This window comes from Streptomyces sp. NPDC048734 (assembly GCF_043198675.1).
Taxonomy (GTDB): domain Bacteria; phylum Actinomycetota; class Actinomycetes; order Streptomycetales; family Streptomycetaceae; genus Streptomyces.
In genome coordinates this window covers 115,243-132,090 of the sequence record NZ_JBICUZ010000001.1, presented here as the reverse complement: position 1 = coordinate 132,090, position 16,848 = coordinate 115,243, and the positions used below count along the sequence as shown (strand labels likewise).

The following is a 16,848-nucleotide window of genomic DNA, read 5'->3' as shown; positions in this document are numbered from 1 at the left end:
GCCTGTGGTGCTTCCTGTCAGTGGATCTCGTAGTCGTCGTGCGGGACCGCGCGCTCCCAGATCGTCTCAAAGGCGTCCGCGCACTGCTTGACGACAGTCGGTTCGGTACGCAGTTCCATGGCCGGGTCGCCCCAGTCGCCCACCCCCGTGAAGTGGTTGAAGAGGACCTGGGTTCCGTCGAAGATCCACAGGTCGGCGCCCGGGAGCATCAGGTCGGCCGCTCGTCGACGGGACAGCCAGCGGACCTGTTCACCTGCCCGCACGTTGACGACGGTACCGGCATGCTCGTAGCGAATGTATTCGGTGACCGGCTCGGACACGATGCGCGCACGTCGTACGACGACCCCGCGGGCGACGGCCCTGGAGATCATGTCGACCCAGGGCGCCCAGTACTCCGAGGTGGGGTCCACGTCCCGTCGCCCCGTCCGTAGCCAGGAGTCGTAGTCGTCGGATTCGTCGCCGACCGCGTACTGATCACGCATTTCGAGGTGGACGGCCGAGTGCCGCGCAGCCTCCATCAACTCGTCAAAGCTGGGCGCGTTCTGCGGCATCGCAGGCCTCCCTCAGGACGGGCACGAGGCGTACGGGGATACGCACCACCGTCTCGTGAGGGGGAATGCCCTTCGCGTGCCCCGGGGCGGGGTTCTCCACGCAGTGGGCCCGCGTCTCCTCGTCCGCGGTGTAGCTCTGGATCAGGATGTCCGCTGTCTCCAGGTCGACCCAGGCCGTGGGCGACCCGTTCTTGCCCGTGTCCGGGTCGATGCCGATGAACCGTAAGCGCATGACTGCCTCCCGTGACGCGATGATGCGCTGATGTGCATCAAAAGTCGCGGTGGGCAAGCCGTCAGTCAAGGGCGTGAAAGCTTTTCACGTGCGCCTCCTGAACTGTCTGCACATCGATGCACATCGCTGGCTGTGAGAGACGTGCCTTTCGTAGCTTCACCGGAGGCAGCAGGAAGAAGTCCGGCTGTGACCTGCCCCCTCGGCAGCGCCCACATCAAGGAGGCCACCCCATGACCGTCACCGCCGTAGCCGCCGAAACGCGCACCGGCCGCTCCCTCGTCAGCGACGACGAGTTCGAGACGCTCGCCGCCTTCTGTGCCGACGAGTACGGCATGGAGCGCTGTGTCGCCGATCAGGTCGTCGACCAGGCGCTCGCCCTGGTCTTCGTCATGGGTACCAGCGGTGAAGGCGCGCGCATGGCTCCCTCGCAACGGGTGGACCCCGGGTGGCACACGCTCATCCTGCACACCGACTGGTACGCCGAGTGGTGCCGGCGGAGCTTCGGGTACTTCCTGCACCACCAGCCCAACTCCAAGGTCCGCACCCGCGGCCTGATGGTCGACGTGGTGGGCAGGTTGCGCGCCGCGGGCTTCGAGGTCGACGAACGGCTGTGGGGTACGGCCGCCGAGTGCAACGCGCCCGCGTGCTGCGGTGACGGGCCGTGCTGCTGACGTTTCGCCGCGCACCGCAGACGGGCCGACCTCCATCGGGCCGGCACGTACACCCGCCTTCCCAGAACGGACTGCCCACGTGTCCCTGACCGAGCTGGCAGCAACCAGTCGCGTGACGGTGTTCCCCCTCGAAACCCTCACTGTCGCCTACACCACCCAATCCGGCGACGAGCGTGGTCTCGGCGACATCGGGCTCGTCACGATCGTCGACGAACACGGCGACGGCGACGAACTATGGCGTCTCGCACGGGACCTGGGCGGTCGCAATCAGGAAGGAGACCAGGCCCGTTGGATTCTGACCCAGGCGAGCCGTGCCAGGACGGTCCGGGCGTACGTGGACCTACCCGGTGCGCGGTGGACGGCCCACATCCGTCGGCGCTTCGTCCTGGACGCGCTCTTCGCAAACCACGAGGTCCTGTTGACCGGGCGGATCATCCTGCCTGATTCACCTATGGCCTGAATGACCGACTGCAGCCTCAGGCGTCCTGGAGCTGCGCGACGAGTCGCTCAGCCTCGACCCGGGCCGGCGTCCGTCGAGGATCACCCGGGTCGGCGTACGGGCCGAGGATCTTCGAGCAGGCGAACAGGGTCATCAGTTTGCCGTCCCGGCTCTCGAAGTCGCGGCGCCGCTCGTGCCTGACGCGGTCTGCCAGAGCCGGGACGGCGAGCGAGCTTGCCCACAGGGTCGCGGAGTCCAGGCCTCGCGGTGCGGTCCCCCAGTCCTCCCAGTCGAAGAGACAGAAGGTGGGCGCGGTCATGTTGGCCCAGTTCAGATCCGCGTGCGCCGGCACCCACTGCTCAACGGTCGTATCGAAGTCACCGGGAAATGCAGCACGGACGGACTCAGTGACGAGAGCCTGCGTGATGGTGACGGTGTCCGGCGTGGCGACTCGCATCGTGTGCTGCGCGGCGAGGGCATCCAGCGAGGCGCTCAGGTCCTGCCACCAGTTGTCCGCCAGCTGTGGGGCGTCACCCAGCACTGCCGTACCCACCGGCACTCCGGGCAGCAAGTCGGTCTCGTCGGCGCGCCACATTGCGGGCTCGTCAGGGTCCCGCCAGACCACACATGACTGCCAGGCCGGCTGGGCGATGTTTTCCAGGCGCGCGGCACATTCGGTGCCGTTCCATCCCTGGTCGCCGATCTTGTCCAGTGAGCGGCGCTCAACCCGGACCCACGTGTCGCGGTTCGTCCTCGCGCCGATGGAGCGCCGCTTGCGCACCACGGTGTCCGCGGCCAAGCGAACCTGGAGCGCCCGCTCGACGCGATGAAGAATTTCATCCACCGGCCGAACTCGTAGATCGACAGCACGACCAGCGGTGCCCAAGAGCGACATGACAGCGACGGTAGCAGCGGTCCGACGGTTGGATGGTGACCATCCCGCATCACCATCCATGGTCTGGAATCCGTCGTTATTGATGAGAAAAGGAGAGAACCATGATCCACATGACCCCTGGCAGCAGCGGCTGTCCACTGGCACAGAAGACATCCAGGACGAGGTGATCGGCTGGTACCGGCAGACGCGGCACGGGAAGGCGTTCGTGCCCACCATGATCTGGGGCACGCTGCAGACCGAGGCGTACGCCACCGTGATCCTGCGACAGGTCGTCGAGTTCCTCGGGGTTCCGGATGATGTGCCGGCCGGGGTCGCCAAGCGGATGGAGCGGCAGCAGGTCCTCTACGACGGGGAGCACCGATACGACGTCGTCATCGGTGAGCAGGGGCTGTACACGAACATCGGTGGGCCGTCGGTCATGCGTGAGCAGATGGAGCGGCTCATTCGGGACCTCGGCCTTCCTTCACTCAACCTCGGGATCCCTTCCCGCACCGCTGCGATGGCGGTGGTCTTCAAGCCCGCGTTCAGCATCTTCGAGACGGGCGAAGGACGCCGTGTCGACTACGAACTCGTCTCCCCAGGTGTGGACATCACCGATCCACGGTGCCGACCCAGATCCCGAAGCCGGCGGCCATCTGGGCCAGGGGGTCGTGCTTGCGCGGGTGCACCGGAGCGACGAGCGCGCGTCGGTGCGGCGGGAGCTTGCAGCGGCGGTCACCCTCGCGGGTGACGATGAGCATGGTTACCCCCTCCACCAGCGCATGGGGCGGGTCGAGTGCGGCAGGACTGTGGACCAACGAGGCACCTGAGCTGATGAGTTGAGACGTCGAACATCTCCCTCAACGGCACAGGTGCCCCGCGCGTTGCGCCCTCGACGGCATCACCCCATCGGTGACCGCTCTGAAAACGCTCAACGAGCCCATCGCAGCGACGTCATGCAGCCGTGTGGACAACTGCAGCTGCGGCCCGGCCGCGCCCCCACCTCCGCGACACGGTGGGTTCCAGAACCGAGTGCCTGCGCCCTCGCTGACGAGGGCCCGCTGTCACCTCATCCGCGGCGACGGGCGCTACCAGATCCTGATCTTCGTGATCTTGTGGATGGGCTCACCGGGGATGTTACCGAAATGCCACTTGTCCACGGTCGCGCTGGTCGCCGGCGCGCCCAGCCTCGGCACGTACTCCAACGTGACCTTGTTGTCTCCGGTCCAGATCCGGTCCACGCCGTAGATCGCCACGCTCTGCACGCCCGCGTTGGCGAAGCAGAGGGAGCCGCCTGCGTTGTGAAGCGACAGGAGACCCAATCCGTTGCAATCGGTGCGGTTGATGGCGGACGCCGACGAAGCAGGCAGCACAACGGCCATGGCTCCGGCCGCCGCGACTACCGCGAGGCGTGTGATGAAGCGCTTCACTGGTGAGTTGTTCCTTCCACGGTGGTGTGGTGCCGCCGAGGGCCACAGCGCACGGCGGCATCGCAGGGACGCGCGCGCGTCCAATCAGCGCAACGTGGGAAAAGGCGCTCCCGTTCACCACTTGAGCGCCTTTCTTCGGACGCGGTCGCGATCTCCCTCCACGTCTGTCGGCCCCTCGCCCGAAGGCGCGTCTCCACGCTCCCGGCAGAGCGCCGCAACCGGTCGCGCCCCGCCGGCCGGATGCCGCCCGGCCACTCCACCCCGAGGGCCAGGAGCGTCACGGAGGTCCAGTTCGGCAAGCCGTTCACGCGCCCGGTTCATGCAGGCAGGACCGGCCACCGCCCCCGGGGAAAGACATCGAGCGAAAGCATCCCGGGCGTCGTCAGGGCGCCCCGCGGCCAGCAGGGCGACACCAGGAGACCGGCCCGGCCGGTGTCAGCGGGCATCGTCCGTGCCCCGCAGACCGATCACGAGCGGCGGACCGGGGAACCGGCCCGCAAGCCCACGCGGCGTGCAGCGCGAGAGCCGTCATACCAGTACCCGGTGGCCCTGACACCGCGACTGAGCGAGGTTCGCCGACCCTGGACAGACAACGCTGAAAAGGCTCCCTACGCTTTCACTGAGCAGGCCGAACCAAAACGGCCTCGCCGAAGGTGGAGGTGCCGGGGACGGTTTGCCATACGTCGACGGCAACAGCCCCCGGCAACGGGTGGCGCGGTCAGGCCGTGCGGGCCGCCAGTTCCGCCCGGCCGAACAGCAACGCGTAGCCCGGCGGGAGTTGGGTGAGGATGCGGTCGGTCAGGGTGTCGCCGATCAGGGGCGGCAGGGCGCCGAGGACCGAGCCGGCGTGCCAGCGGGCCGTGGCGGGGGTGGCACCCTCGATGCGAGTCGCCACCGCTTCGACGAACTCGCGGGCCGAGTGGGGGCGAGGGGCGGGGGTTCGGGACTCGATCAGCGCGGCCGCCTTCGCCGGGAGTGCGCGGGCCAGGGCCGCCCGTTCGTCACCGGTCAGCCGGCTGCCCAGTTCCGAGAGGACCGTGCGGGTGACGCGTTCGGCCTCGGCGGTGGTCGGGTACCGGCCCGACTCCCTCACCGCCGCGATCAGTTCGCTCCAGTCGCTCCAGTCGTTGCGGTCGTCGTGTTCGACGGCCGTCGCGCGTACGGACCTCTGCGGGGCCGGGATCAGCGTCCTCGGCGGCTGCGCGGTGGTCGTCGCGGTCGTCGTCATCGTTCGGGCTCCTCCTCTGGGTCCGGGCCGGGGTGGTGCGGCGAGGGGCGGGCGTGGCCCGTGGCCCCGGGGGCGGGCCCGGGGCCACGGGACGTGAGGCGGGACGTCAGCCGCTGATCTGCCTGCGGCCGCCGTCGCCGCCGGAGATCTGGATGCGGCGCGGCTTGGCCTGCTCGGCCACGGGGATGCGCAGGGTCAGGACGCCGGCCTCGTACGAGGCGTCGATGCGCTCCGTGTCCAGGGTGTCGCCGAGGAAGAGCTGGCGGGTGAAGGTGCCCGTCGGGCGCTCGGCGACGAGCAGCTCCGCGCCTTCGGGGGCGGGGGTGCGGCGCTCGGCGCGGACGCTGAGGACGTTGCGTTCGACGTCCAGCTCGATCGTCTCGGGGTCGATGCCGGGGAGGTCGAAGTGGACGAGGAAGTCGTCCCCCGAACGGTAGGCGTCCATCGGCATGGCGGCGGGGCGGTTGCCGGTCCCCGTGGCGGCGTTGGCACCAAGAACCTGCTGCGCGAGTCGGTCGAATTCGCGATAGGGGTATCGCCCGGCTCGAGCGAAGTCGAGAGCTGGGGAAGGGTCGGTACGCATGAGCATCACAGTCCACTCCTCTCGTCAGATCTGTCGGTGCGATGCCCTACGGCTTCTTATATAGCTCGAAGGAGGAAACTTGACAAGCCTCGACTCAGGTTGAGGGTGATCCGTGGTGCGCGCACTAGCCTTCAGGTGACTTCAGGTGGCTTCGGGGGACGTGACTCGTGGAGGCAGTGATGGCGAAGGTTCCCAGTTCGGTGATCGCCGCGGGTGGTCTCGTCGGCGGGTACGGCGTGGCCCGGTGGACGAAGAAGCGGCCGCTCGGCGGGGCCGTGCTCGCCGTGGCGGGGGCCGCGGCGGCGCGGCAGTGGCGGCAGCAGGCGGGCGGGAAGGCCGCGGGCGCGCTGGGCGTGGCGTACGTCGCCGCGTTCGCCGGGTCGCATCCGCTGGCCAAGAAGGTGGGCGCCTGGCCGTCGGTGTTCGGGGTCGCGGGCGCCGTCGCGCTGGCCTCCTGGGCGGTCGCGGACCGTCGGGGCTGACCCCGCCGGCTCCGGATCCCCGCTCGCCGGGCCGACCCCGCCGACTCCGGCCCGCTGCTCCGCAGGACCCCTGCCCCGCAGAACCCCTCTACCCCGCCTGCGCCGCCGCCCCGGCGCCCGCACCCGCTCCCGACCGGAACGCCCGCCGGTATCCCTGCGGGCTCGTCCCCACCACCTTGCGGAAGCGTTCCCGGAAGGCCGTCGGGGAGCCGAAGCCCGTCTGCGCGGCGATCCGTTCGACGGGGTGCGCGGTCGTCTCCAGCAGGTACTGCGCCCGCCGCACCCGCGCCCGGTGCAGCCACTGCAGGGGCGTCGTGCCGGCCTGTTCGCGGAAGCGGCGGTTGAGGGTGCGGGTGCTCATGCCCGCCCGGGCCGCGATCTCGTCCAGGGTGAGGTCGCGGGCGCAGTGCTCCTCCATCCAGCGCAGGACGGGTTCCAGGGCGGCCCCGGACGGGGCGGGCGGCAGGTCGTGCACGATGAACTGGGCCTGGCCGCCCTCGCGTTCGAGGGGCATGACCGACATGCGGGCGGCCTGCGCGGCGACGGCCGAACCGTGGTCCCCGCGGATCATGTGCAGGCACATGTCGAGGGCCGCGGCGGCGCCCGCCGAGGTCAGGAACTGGCCGTTGTCGACGTAGAGGACGTTCGCGTCGACCGTGATCTCCGGGTGGCGCTCGGCCAGGTCGCGGGCGGCGATCCAGTGGGTCGTCGCGCGCAGGCCGTCCAGCAGGCCGGTCGCGGCGAACAGGAACGCGCCGACGCAGATCGACGCGATGCGCGTGCCGTTCGCCGCCGCCGCGCGCAGCGCCTCCGCGACGCCGTCCGGCAGCGGGTCCCGAGGTTCGCGCACGCCGGGCAGGATGATCGTGTCCGCCTCCGCGAGGGCCTCCAGGCCGTACGGCGCCCGCACCGTGAACGCCCCCGCGCTCACCTCGCCCGACGGGTACGGCGAGCAGACCCGCACCCGGTACGCCTCCCGGCCGTCGGGCAGCCGGGCCCAGCCGAAGGCGTCGATCGGGGCGGACAGGTCGAAGGGGATGACCCCGTCCAGGGCCAGGACGGCGACGGTGTGCATGGCGAGAGCGTAGGCGTACGACGGGATACCGCCAAGCCGGTCCCACCGGGAACGACAAGACCCCCTCGGCCGCCTCTCCCCCGTCACCGGTCGTGAACAGGCTGGCGAGAATCCGTCGCCCCCTGGCACTCCCGCCACTTCTGCGGGACCGGCAGGGCGCCTACCGTCGGCCCGTGACCAAGTTCCTCCTCGCCGTCCACGTCATCGCCGCGATCGTCGCGATCGGTCCCGTCACCGTCGCCGCGAGCATGTTCCCGCCCGCCGCGCGCCGGGCCCTGGCCGCCCCGGACGACGTCCGGGCCGCCGAGACCGTACGGCTGCTGCACCGGATCTGCCGGGTGTACGCGGCCGTCGGGATCGCCGTCCCCGCCTTCGGGTTCTTCACGGCGAGCGCCATGGGGGTGCTCGGCGACGCCTGGCTGATCGGGTCGATCGCGCTGACCGTCGTGGCCGCGATCGTCCTCGTGGTGCTCGTGCTGCCCGGTCAGGAGGTCCTCGTGGAGGGCGTCCCCGACGCCGACGCCCGCACCGGCACCGGCGGCACCAGTTCCGGTTCCGGTTCCGGCCAGGGCGCCGTGACCCGTGAGGCGACCGTGCGGCTCGCCATGTTCACCGGGATCTTCAACCTGCTGTGGGCGACGGTCACCGTCCTGATGATCGTCCGGCCGGGGTCGACGACGGGGGCGTAGCCGGGGACGACGCCTCCGCCCCCGCCCCCGGCGGACCGGGAGCGGGGGCGGAGGCAGGAGCGGTCGGTGGCCGCCGTCAGGCCATGGCCGCCGTCAGGCCGTGGCCGCCGTCGGCCCCTGCGGCGGCTGCGGCCCCTTCGGGCCCTCGGGCTTCCCCGCCGTGGTGGCCGCCGCCCCGGCCCCCGCCTTCGTACGGGCCGTCGTCGCCACCGCCGTCAGCGGCTTGGCGATGTCCTCCAGGGAGCGCCCCTCGGCCTTGACCGCGAGGAACGCGGCGACCAGGCCCGCCGCGCACATCAGGGCCGCGCCGATCTGGAAGGCGAGGACCGTGTCGCCGACCTTGCCCGTGCCGGTGAGGTCGGCGAACAGCAGGGGGCCGCTGATGCCGCCCGCCGCGGTGCCGAGGGCGTAGAAGAAGGCGATGGACATCGCGCGGGTCTCCATCGGGAAGATCTCGGAGACCGTGAGGTAGGCGCTGGAGGCGCCCGCGGAGGCGAAGAACAGCACCGCGCACCAGCAGGCCGTCATGGTGGCCGCGCTCAGCGCGCCGCGGTCGAACAGCCAGGCCGTGCCGAACAGCAGCAGGCCGGAGAGCAGGTACGTCGACGAGATCATGATCCGGCGGCCGACCGTGTCGAACAGCTTGCCCAGCAGCAGCGGGCCGAAGAAGTTGCCGAGGGCGATCACGGCGAAGTAGTAGCCGGTGTGGCCGGTCGGCACGTCGAAGAACGTGGTGAGGATCGCGCCGAAGCCGAAGGTGATCGCGTTGTAGAGGAAGGCCTGCCCGATGAAGAGGGAGAAGCCGAGGACCGCGCGCCGGCGGTAGTCGGAGAAGACCGTGCGGCCGATCTCGAGGAAGGAGACGCTGCGGCGCTGGTGGATGGTGAGTTCGCCCTCGGCCGCCGGCAGCGACCCGCCCCGCTCGGCCTCGATCCGCCGCTCGATGGAGGAGACGATCTCCTCCGCCTCCCGGTCCCGGCCGTGGATCAGCAGCCACCGCGGGCTCTCCGGGACGTGGCGCCGTACGAGGAGGATGACCAGGGCGAGGACGGCGCCGAGCGCGAACGTCAGCCGCCAGCCCACGTTCGCCGCGAACAGGTCCGTGTTCAGCGCGACGATCGACAGCAGCGAACCGCCGACCGCGCCCAGCCAGAAGCTGCCGTTGATCATCAGGTCGACGCGGCCCCGGTACTTCGCCGGGATCAGCTCGTCGATCGCGGAGTTGATCGCCGCGTACTCGCCGCCGATGCCGAAGCCGGTGAGGAAGCGGAAGAGCAGGAACCACCAGGTGTCGAAGGAGATCGCGGTCAGCGCGGTCGCCGCCAGGTAGACCGCCAGCGTGATCATGAAGAGTTTTTTGCGCCCCCAGCGGTCCGTCAGGCGCCCCCAGATCAGCGCGCCGAGACAGGCACCCGCCACGTACACGGCGGCGGCGATGCCGGTGACCTGCCCGGAGGTGATGGGCAGGCCGCTGCCGGGCTCCGACAGCCGCCCGGCGATGTTGCCGACGACCGTGACCTCGAGGCCGTCGAGGATCCACACGGTGCCGAGACCGATCACGATCGTCCAGTGCCAGCGCGACCACGGGAGGCGGTCCAGACGAGCGGGGATGTTCGTCGTGATGGTTCGGCCGGTCTCGGCCTGTGCGGTGGTGGCCATGGGCTCCCTCCTCGTCGAGCGGAACCACCGTCTTCCCCGCCGAACCGCCGCTACGCCCCGGCGCCCGCGCCACCGTGTCGCCCGCCGAACCGCCGCTACGCCCCCAGCGCCCGCGCCACCGTGTAGATCAGCAGGCCCGCCAGCGAGCCGACCACCGTGCCGTTGATGCGGATGAACTGCAGGTCACGGCCGATGTTCGCCTCGATCTTGCGGGTGGTGTGCTCGGCGTCCCAGCCGGCCACGGTGTCGGTGATCAGCAGGGTGATCTCCTTGCGGTACGTCGACACCACGTGCACCACCGCGCTCTCCACCCAGGTGTCGACCTTGCCCTGCACCTTCTGCTCGGTCGCCATCCGCGACCCCAGCGACAGCAGCGCGGCCCGCACCCGAAGCCGCAGCTCGCTGCGCTCGTCCTCGGCCGCGGAGACGATCATCGCGCGTACGGCCGTCCAGACGGACGCGATCAGGTCCTGGACCTCGCCGCGGCCCAGCACCTCGCTCTTGAGCCGCTCCACCTTCGCGCGGGTGTCGGTGTCGGACTGGAGGTCGGCGGCGAAGTCGCGCAGGAAGCGGTCCAGGGCGCCGCGGGCCGGGTGGGACGGCATGTCCCGCATCTCCACGCAGAAGCGCAGCAGCTCCTTGTAGACCCGCTCGCCGATCCGCTTGTCGACGAACCGGGGCGTCCAGCCGGGCGCGCCGCCCTGCACCGCGTCCATCACCGAGTCCGAGTGCAGCACCAGCCAGTCGTGCGCCCGGCCCACCACCAGGTCGACGGCCCGCCGGTGACCGCCGTCCGCGACGACCTTCTCCAGCATCTTGCCCATGCCCGGCGCGATCTCCTGGGCGTCCGCCCGCCGCGTGATCGCCTCCCCGACCACCGCCTGCACGTCGGAGTCCCGCAGCACGGTCAGCGCGCCCCGCAGCGCCGTCGCCAGCTCCGCCGTCACCCGATCGGCGTGCTCCGGCCGCGCCAGCCAGGTCCCCAGCCGGCTGCCGATGCCGACCGCGCGCAGCCGCTGCCGCACGACGTCGCCGGACAGGAAGTTCTCGCCGACGAACTCGCCCAGGGAGGCGCCCAGCTGGTCCTTCTTCGTGGGGATGATCGCCGTGTGCGGGATGGGCAGGCCCAGCGGACGGCGGAACAGGGCGGTGACGGCGAACCAGTCGGCGAGCGCGCCCACCATGCCCGCCTCGGCCGCCGCCGCCACGTACCCCGCCCAGGCACCGGCGCCCCGGTGGGAGGCCCACTCGGCGAGGACGTACACCACCGCCACGAACACCAGCAGCCCGGCCGCGGTGAGCTTCATGCGCCGCACGCCGCGCTGCCGCTCCTCGTCGGCGGCGCTGAAGACGTTCATGGCGCGCGCCGCGGGCGGCGCCGCCCTGTCTTTCGTTGCCCTGCGTTCCATCCGCTCCATCCGTTCCCGGTCCCCCGTGACCCGCACGCCACCATTGTCCCCACCTGTCCGACTCCTGGAACGAAACAGGAGTTCCCGGCGTCTGTCAGGTGGGGGAGTTCAACGGTGATCTCCTGAATGTTCCGTCGGAGCCTCGCCGCTCCCTCGTCCGAGGAGACACACACCCGCATGACCAGGCATGACGGCGGGGGTCCCGGGGTGCCCCGTGCCCGCCACCACGCCCACCAGCGCGCCCTCCTGTCCGCGGTCCTCGCCGTGATCGTGGGCCTCTCGGCCGCCATATACGCCGGGGTCGACGCCGGGGACGGCGGGCGCCGCCGCGACGACCTCCTCGCCGCCTCCCGCACCGGCCCCCACTCCGCCGCGGCCGCCTCCACCGGTGTGTGGGTGGGCAGCTGGGCCGCCGCCCCCGTCGGCGGCGAACCGCTCACCGGGGCCGACGGCACGGCGGGACGCACGGTGCGCAACGTCGTCCACACCAGCGTCGCGGGGACGAGTGCCCGCGTCACGCTGTCCAATCTCTACGGCACCGGTCCGCTGACCGTGAGCGCCGCCACCCTCGCCGTCGCGGCCGACGACGACGGTCCGGCCGCCGACCCCGCCACCCTGCGCCGGCTCACCTTCGGCGGCCGCCCGGCGATCACGATCCCGGCGGGCGGACAGGCCGTCAGCGACGCCGCCCCGCTCGCCGTCCCCGGCGACACCGACGTCCTGATCAGCCTCCACACCCCGGACTCCGCGGGCCCGGTCACCTTCCACCACCGGGCCCGGCAGACGAGTTACGTCGCCGACGGCGAGCACACCGGCGACGTGACCGGAGCCCCGTACACCGGGCGGATCACCTCCTGGCGCTACGTCACCGCGCTGGACGTCCTCAGCGGCGAGGCCGACGGCACCGTCGTCGCCTTCGGCGACTCCATCACCGACGGCTCCACCTCCACCCCCGGCGCCAACCGCCGCTGGCCCGACGTGCTCTCCGACCGGCTCCGCGCCTCCCGCACCGACGGCGGACACGCCCCGCGCCACGGTGTCGTCAACGCCGGCATCAGCGGCAACCGCGTCCTCACCGACGGGCAGGGCCGGCCGGCCGCCAACCCCAGCGGCCTGAACCGCTTCGACCGCGACGTCCTCGGCCGGCCGAACGTCAGGACCGTCGTCATCGACCTCGGCGTCAACGACATCCTCCGCTCCCGCACCACCGCCGACCCCGACGCCGTCCTCGACGGCCTGCGCACCCTGGTCCGCCGCGCCCACGCCCACGGCGTCAAGGCCGTCGGCACCACCCTGCTCCCCTTCCGCGGCTTCCGCGGCTACACCGACGCCCGCGAGGAGGTGCGGCAGGAGATCAACGCGGCGATCCGGTCCGGCTCGGTCTACGACACGGTCGTGGACGTCGACCGGGCGATGCACGACCCGTACGACCCCCGGCGGCTGCGCGCGGAGTACGACTCCGGCGACCACCTCCACCCCAGCGACCGGGGGTACCGCAAGATGGCCGAACTGATCGGGTGGGATCAGCTCAGGGGGCCGGGACGGGCGGAGTTGTAGCCCGCCCGGGGCCGCCTCGGGCGGCGCACCCGCCGCGGCCCGCCGGCCGGCCTCGGGCGGCCGGCCTGTCACGGGCGGCGCGCCTGCCGCAGTCAGCCCGCTTGCCACGGCCTGCCTGCCTGCCGGCCCGCCGGCCATCGGCCTCAGTGCCCCAGGTGGCGCCGCCGGTCCCGGCCCCGGGACAGCTCCCGCTCCTCGCGGTCGCGCCTGCGCTTGCGTTCGACGCCGACCCCGCCCCAGAAGGCGAACCCGGTGACCACCACCCGTGGGGCGCCCGGCGCGGCCGGCACCCCCTGCTCCCGGTGGTCGAAGCCGCCCATGACGCCGATCCCCCGCACCACGACCTCGACGCCGGGCGGCACCACGACGTTCACCCCGCCCATGACGGCGACGCAGTTGATCACGACCTCCCCGGCCGCGAAGTCCGCCTCGCGCAGATCGAGCTCGCCGCCGCCCCAGAAGGCGAAGGCGGTGAACCGGCGGGGCACCGTCCACCGCCCCTTGCGCTGGAAGCCGGACATGACGGCCACGGCCCACGAGGACGACCCCTCACCGCCCGTGATCCGCCCGGCCCACGCCCCGTCCCCGTCCACCCGCGCCGCGGGCTTGTCCAGGGACACGGCGGGCGGCGCGGCGGCCCCCGCGGCCGGCAGGTCACGCGTGAGCGGTGTCAGCTCACCGTAGGTCCGCGCCCGGTACGCCGCGTCCAGCCGCTCCTCGAACTCGGCCATGTCGAGCCGGCCCTCGGCGAGGGCGTCCCGCAGGACCTCGGCGACGCGCTCACGGTCGGCGTCGGAGGCGCGGAGGTCCGGGACTGCGTCGTCGGTCATGCACAGCAGCCTACGAGCTCCCCGCACCCGGCACCACGGTCTTCCGGCCCGCGTACATGCGGCCGATCACCGCCTCGATGTCCGGCTCCCGCACCGACAGGTCCACCAGCGGGTACTCCGCCGCGATCCGCGCCACCAGCGGGGCCGCCGACCCCGACGCCGGGAAGGCCAGCCACTGGCGCGGCCCCTCCACCCGCACGACCCGCGCCGTGGGACCCGCGTCGACGGGCGGGAGCTCCCGCTCCAGGTCCACGACCAGGGTCCGTTCGCTCTCCCCCGCCTCGTGCAGGCCCGCGAGCGGACCGTCGTACACCATGCGCCCGTGGTCGATGACCATCACGCGGGAGCAGAGCCGCTCGATGTCCTGGAGGTCGTGGGTGGTGAGCAGGACCGTCGTGCCGCGCCCGGTGTTCAACTCGCCCAGGAACTCCCGCACCCTCGTCTTGGACACGACGTCGAGCCCGATCGTCGGCTCGTCGAGGTAGAGGACCTCGGGGTCGTGCAGCAGCGCCGCCGCGATGTCGCCGCGCATCCGCTGGCCGAGCGACAGCTGCCGCACCGGCACCTCCAACAGCGCCTCCAGGTCGAGGAGCTCGACGAGCCGGTCGAGGTTCTCCCGGTAACGCGCGTCCGGGATGCGGTACATGCGGTGCGCGAGCCGGTAGGAGTCGATCAGTGGGAGGTCCCACCACAGCGACGTCCGCTGCCCGAACACCACCCCGATGCGGTGCGCGAGCCGGGTCCGCTCCCGGGCCGGGTCGATGCCCGCCACCCGCAGCCGGCCGCCGCTCGGCGTGAGGATGCCCGTCAGCATCTTGATCGTCGTCGACTTCCCGGCACCGTTCGGCCCGATGTACCCGACGATCTCACCGCGCGCCACGGTGAACGACAGCCCGTCCACCGCCCGCACCCGCCGCCGCTCGCGCCGCAGGAAACCGGTGCGCCTGCGCACGTCGAAGACCTTCTCCACACCGTCGAGCTCGATGAACGCGTCCACCACGACCCCCGCTAGCTTCCCGTGCTCCGATACGACCTCAGCCCCGCCCGCCAGGCCAGCCCCGCCGCCGCGCAGCAGGCCGCCGCCACCAGCGGCGGGGCGTACGCGGCCCACCCCGGCAGGCCCAGCGGGTACGGCCGTCCCAGCACGTACGCCGCCGGCACCCAGTTCGCGAAGGCCAGCGGGAACACGAACGTCACCGCGCGCACCAGCTCCCTCCCGAACACGGTCGGCGGATACTGCAGCAGCGTCTGACCGCCGTACGTGAACGCGCTCTGCACCTCCGCCGCGTCCTGCGCGACGAACTGGAACGCCGCCCCCGCCACCAGCACCGCGCCGAAGATCGCCGCACCGCTGACCAGCGTCACCGGCACCAGCAGCACCCTGGCCGCCGTCCAGTCGACGTCCACCGCCGCCAGCGCGTACCCCAGCACCAGCACCCCCTGCGTGATCCGGGAGACCCGGCGCAGCGCGAACCGGTCCGCCGCCACCTGCGCCAGCACCGGCGCCGGACGCACCAGCAGCGTGTCGAGCGTGCCGTCCCGCACCCGCGAGCCCAGCCGGCCCGCCGAGCCGATCACCAGGTCCGCGATCCCGAAGGAGGTCGCGGACAGGCCGTACAGGAAGGCCACCTCCGGCAGCGAGTAGCCGCCCAGCGCGTCGATCCGCGAGAACATCAGCAAGATCGCGACAAAGTCCAGACCCGTCACCAGCAGCCCGCTCAGCAGCGTCAGCGCGAACGACAGCGGGTAGGCCGTCGTCGAACGGATCCACATCCCCGCGATCAGCCGGTACGCCCGCAGCCCCTCCCGCACCCGCCCGGCCCGACCCGTCCATCCGGCCTCCCCCGCCGGCCACGCCTCACCCGAAGGTCGCGCCTCACCCGCCAGTCGTGTCTCACCCACCCTGCACCACCACCCGCCGCGTCGCCGCCGCCTGCAGCACCCGCCCCAGCGCCAGCAGCACCACCGCCCACCCCGCCTGGAAGGCGTACGTCCCCCACGCCCCGGCCTCCCCCATCAGCAGGTCCGCCGGCATCTGGAGCATCGCCGACCACGGCAGCGCCCGCACGATCTGGCCCAACGGCTCCGGGAACGCGTTCAGCGGCAGCGCCATGCCCGTGCAGAACATCCCCGTCACCACCAGCATCTGGAGCGCCCCCGTGCCGTCCAGCAACCAGAAACCGCTCAGCGCCACCAGGAACCGGATGCCGAAACTCACCACCATCGCCAGCAGCAGGGCCACCAGGAACCGCAGCCACGACAGGGGGTCACCGGGCAGCGCCGTCGGAAAGACCAGCGCCCCGAACACGAACGGGACCACCCCCCGGCCCAGCAACTGGAACAGCGAACGCCCCAGGTCGGCCGCCAGCCACCACAGCTGGAGATCGGCCGGGCGGTACAGGTCGATCGCCACCGCACCCGTGCGGACGCGTTCCATCAACTCCGCCTCGAAACCGCCGCCCTGCATCGCGAGCGCCGCGAACAGCGCCTGCCCCAGCCACACGTACGTCACCGCCTGCGCCTGGTCGTAGCCGCCCAACTGCGGCCGCTCGTCCCACAACGCCAGATATGTGTAGACGAGGATCAGGCCGAAAACCGTGTTGGTGAACACCCCCGCCGCCGTCGCCGCACGATAGGTCGCGTACCTTCTGAAACCCCCCGCCGCCACGGCCGCGTACAAGCGCACCGAACCCACGGCACCAGCCCTCCTCACCCGCGGCGACCCCGCGCCCGTCCCGCCACGGCGGCGAAGCGCAGGAGCCTAGTGGGCGGGCTTCCTCGCGCGCCACGCGATTTCCGGGCACCCCTCCGGCAGGAGGCGCGTGCGGCACAACACGCGCCGATTGCCGGGAACGGAACGCGGGGTGCGAGAGTCTTCAACAAGGGGCGCAGAACGCGTACGACACGTACGGCCACGTACGAGGCGAATCAGGAGTCCGAGCAACACATGAGCGACGAGCCGCAGCCGAAGCAGCCGACCGAGGACCGGGCGACCGGCGCACCCGAGGCGGCCGGCACACCCGAGGCTGCCGGTCCACCAAAGGCGGCGCGCGGGACCGGTGACGGACGCGAGGCCGGAAACGCACCGCGACCCCCGGCGGCACGGAAAGCCGGGGGCGGACAAGAACCCCGGGCGGCC

At 71.9% G+C, this 16,848-nt stretch carries 18 protein-coding genes and 2 pseudogenes; 6 read left to right on the top strand and 14 right to left on the bottom strand.

Translation table 11 applies throughout. From position 1 onward, the window contains the following. Window positions 1–17: 17 nt before the first annotated feature. On the bottom strand, window positions 18–551 hold the full coding sequence (locus ACGFQC_RS00605) for a DUF6879 family protein (RefSeq protein WP_363088491.1): 534 nt from the start codon (window positions 549–551) through the stop codon (window positions 18–20). Next, complete coding sequence (locus ACGFQC_RS00600) at window positions 526–783, bottom strand: hypothetical protein (protein WP_363088492.1); 258 nt, start codon at window positions 781–783, stop codon at window positions 526–528. Before ACGFQC_RS00600 ends, ACGFQC_RS00605 begins: the two co-directional genes overlap by 26 nt. A 230-nt stretch (window positions 784–1,013) precedes the next feature. On the opposite strand from ACGFQC_RS00600, the gene ACGFQC_RS00595 reads away from it, so the two are divergent. Further along, a complete protein-coding gene (locus ACGFQC_RS00595) occupies window positions 1,014–1,454 on the top strand; it encodes a hypothetical protein (RefSeq protein ID WP_363088493.1) in 441 nt (146 codons plus the stop codon). Between the two features lie 79 nt (window positions 1,455–1,533). Further along, window positions 1,534–1,914 (top strand): hypothetical protein, encoded by a 381-nt coding sequence (locus tag ACGFQC_RS00590; protein WP_363088494.1) that lies wholly within the window; start codon window positions 1,534–1,536, stop codon window positions 1,912–1,914. 16 nt (window positions 1,915–1,930) lie between these two features. On the opposite strand, the gene ACGFQC_RS00585 is transcribed toward ACGFQC_RS00590, so the two are convergent. Then, window positions 1,931–2,788, bottom strand: coding sequence for a hypothetical protein (locus tag ACGFQC_RS00585; RefSeq protein WP_363088495.1), 858 nt, complete (start codon window positions 2,786–2,788; stop codon window positions 1,931–1,933). Here ACGFQC_RS00585 and ACGFQC_RS00580 point away from each other — a divergent pair. Then, window positions 2,787–3,287, top strand: a pseudogene (locus tag ACGFQC_RS00580) (Scr1 family TA system antitoxin-like transcriptional regulator); the annotation flags it as partial. The gene ACGFQC_RS00585 and the pseudogene ACGFQC_RS00580 sit on opposite strands and share 2 nt — an antisense overlap. A 103-nt stretch (window positions 3,288–3,390) precedes the next feature. Here ACGFQC_RS00580 and ACGFQC_RS00575 read toward each other — a convergent pair. The 4 genes and pseudogenes from ACGFQC_RS00575 to ACGFQC_RS00560 form a co-directional block, all read right to left on the bottom strand. Continuing rightward, window positions 3,391–3,585 (bottom strand): annotated as a pseudogene (locus ACGFQC_RS00575) (IS5/IS1182 family transposase); the annotation flags it as partial. A gap of 270 nt (window positions 3,586–3,855) precedes the next feature. Then, window positions 3,856–4,197: a beta/gamma crystallin domain-containing protein gene (locus ACGFQC_RS00570; RefSeq protein WP_266079233.1), complete on the bottom strand. Its 342-nt coding sequence runs from the start codon at window positions 4,195–4,197 to the stop codon at window positions 3,856–3,858. A 718-nt stretch (window positions 4,198–4,915) separates the two neighbouring features. Next, a complete protein-coding gene (locus ACGFQC_RS00565) occupies window positions 4,916–5,425 on the bottom strand; it encodes a DUF2267 domain-containing protein (RefSeq protein WP_363088496.1) in 510 nt (169 codons plus the stop codon). Window positions 5,426–5,531: 106 nt separating this feature from the next. Then, window positions 5,532–6,014 carry an Hsp20/alpha crystallin family protein gene (locus ACGFQC_RS00560; RefSeq protein WP_393287414.1) on the bottom strand — a complete coding sequence of 161 codons (483 nt, stop codon included), beginning with the start codon at window positions 6,012–6,014 and terminating at the stop codon, window positions 5,532–5,534. A gap of 173 nt (window positions 6,015–6,187) precedes the next feature. Here ACGFQC_RS00560 and ACGFQC_RS00555 point away from each other — a divergent pair, with 173 nt between their 5' ends. Next, window positions 6,188–6,490, top strand: a complete 303-nt coding sequence (locus tag ACGFQC_RS00555; RefSeq protein ID WP_363088498.1) for a hypothetical protein — start codon at window positions 6,188–6,190, stop codon at window positions 6,488–6,490. 88 nt (window positions 6,491–6,578) lie between these two features. Here ACGFQC_RS00555 and ACGFQC_RS00550 read toward each other — a convergent pair whose 3' ends face one another. Continuing rightward, window positions 6,579–7,565, bottom strand: coding sequence for a helix-turn-helix domain-containing protein (locus ACGFQC_RS00550; RefSeq protein ID WP_363088499.1), 987 nt, complete (start codon window positions 7,563–7,565; stop codon window positions 6,579–6,581). 173 nt (window positions 7,566–7,738) lie between these two features. On the opposite strand from ACGFQC_RS00550, the gene ACGFQC_RS00545 reads away from it, so the two are divergent. After that, window positions 7,739–8,254 carry a hypothetical protein gene (locus ACGFQC_RS00545; protein WP_363088500.1) on the top strand — a complete coding sequence of 172 codons (516 nt, stop codon included), beginning with the start codon at window positions 7,739–7,741 and terminating at the stop codon, window positions 8,252–8,254. Between the two features lie 93 nt (window positions 8,255–8,347). On the opposite strand, the gene ACGFQC_RS00540 is transcribed toward ACGFQC_RS00545, so the two are convergent. Then, window positions 8,348–9,913: an MFS transporter gene (locus ACGFQC_RS00540; protein ID WP_363088501.1), complete on the bottom strand. Its 1,566-nt coding sequence runs from the start codon at window positions 9,911–9,913 to the stop codon at window positions 8,348–8,350. Window positions 9,914–10,008: 95 nt separating this feature from the next. Continuing rightward, window positions 10,009–11,322 (bottom strand): DUF445 domain-containing protein, encoded by a 1,314-nt coding sequence (locus tag ACGFQC_RS00535; protein WP_363088502.1) that lies wholly within the window; start codon window positions 11,320–11,322, stop codon window positions 10,009–10,011. Window positions 11,323–11,499: 177 nt separating this feature from the next. Between ACGFQC_RS00535 and ACGFQC_RS00530 the strand changes: the two genes are divergently transcribed. After that, on the top strand, window positions 11,500–12,879 hold the full coding sequence (locus tag ACGFQC_RS00530) for an SGNH/GDSL hydrolase family protein (RefSeq protein WP_363088503.1): 1,380 nt from the start codon (window positions 11,500–11,502) through the stop codon (window positions 12,877–12,879). A 143-nt stretch (window positions 12,880–13,022) separates the two neighbouring features. Here ACGFQC_RS00530 and ACGFQC_RS00525 read toward each other — a convergent pair whose 3' ends face one another. From ACGFQC_RS00525 to ACGFQC_RS00510, 4 genes are all read right to left on the bottom strand, one after another. Next, the gene (locus tag ACGFQC_RS00525) at window positions 13,023–13,709 is read right to left on the bottom strand and encodes a DUF1707 domain-containing protein (RefSeq protein WP_363088504.1); all 687 of its coding nucleotides are present in this window, start codon (window positions 13,707–13,709) and stop codon (window positions 13,023–13,025) included. A 10-nt stretch (window positions 13,710–13,719) separates the two neighbouring features. Beyond that, a complete protein-coding gene (locus ACGFQC_RS00520) occupies window positions 13,720–14,760 on the bottom strand; it encodes an ATP-binding cassette domain-containing protein (RefSeq protein ID WP_393287804.1) in 1,041 nt (346 codons plus the stop codon). Next, a complete protein-coding gene (locus ACGFQC_RS00515; protein ID WP_363088620.1) occupies window positions 14,718–15,482 on the bottom strand; it encodes an ABC transporter permease in 765 nt (254 codons plus the stop codon). The genes ACGFQC_RS00520 and ACGFQC_RS00515 overlap by 43 nt, the downstream gene beginning before the upstream one ends. A gap of 121 nt (window positions 15,483–15,603) precedes the next feature. After that, window positions 15,604–16,404, bottom strand: coding sequence for an ABC-2 family transporter protein (locus tag ACGFQC_RS00510; RefSeq protein WP_363088506.1), 801 nt, complete (start codon window positions 16,402–16,404; stop codon window positions 15,604–15,606). Between the last annotated feature and the right edge of the window lie 444 nt (window positions 16,405–16,848).